Annotated in this window: 1 protein-coding gene; it reads left to right on the forward strand. The window is 71.4% G+C overall.

The genetic code is table 11. The features are described 5' to 3' along the window. Positions 1-13 precede the first annotated feature (13 nt). A partial coding sequence (locus tag QWY29_RS19985) for a biotin carboxylase N-terminal domain-containing protein (RefSeq protein ID WP_300962989.1) occupies positions 14-322 on the forward strand: 309 nt, incomplete at its 3' end.

The raw sequence follows: 322 nt of genomic DNA on the forward strand, positions 1-322 counted from the left end.
GTCAGGAGCCAGGGTGTCGCAAGTCAAGCCGTTGCAGAAGGTCCTCATCGCCAACCGTGGCGAGATCGCGGTCCGGGTCATCCGGGCCTGCAAGGACGCCGGCATCGGCAGCGTCGCCGTGTACGCCGAGCCCGACCGCGACGCCATCTTCGTGCGGATGGCCGACGAGGCGCACTCCCTGGGCGGCGCGACGCCGGCCGACTCGTACCTCGACATCGCCAAGATCATCGCCGTGGCGCAGAAGGCGGGCGCCGACTCGGTGCACCCCGGCTCCGGCTTCCTGGCCGAGAACGCCGACTTCGCCCCGGCCGTCCTGGACGCC

It is taken from the genome of Nocardioides abyssi, from assembly GCF_030412915.1.
GTDB lineage: Bacteria > Actinomycetota > Actinomycetes > Propionibacteriales > Nocardioidaceae > Nocardioides > Nocardioides abyssi.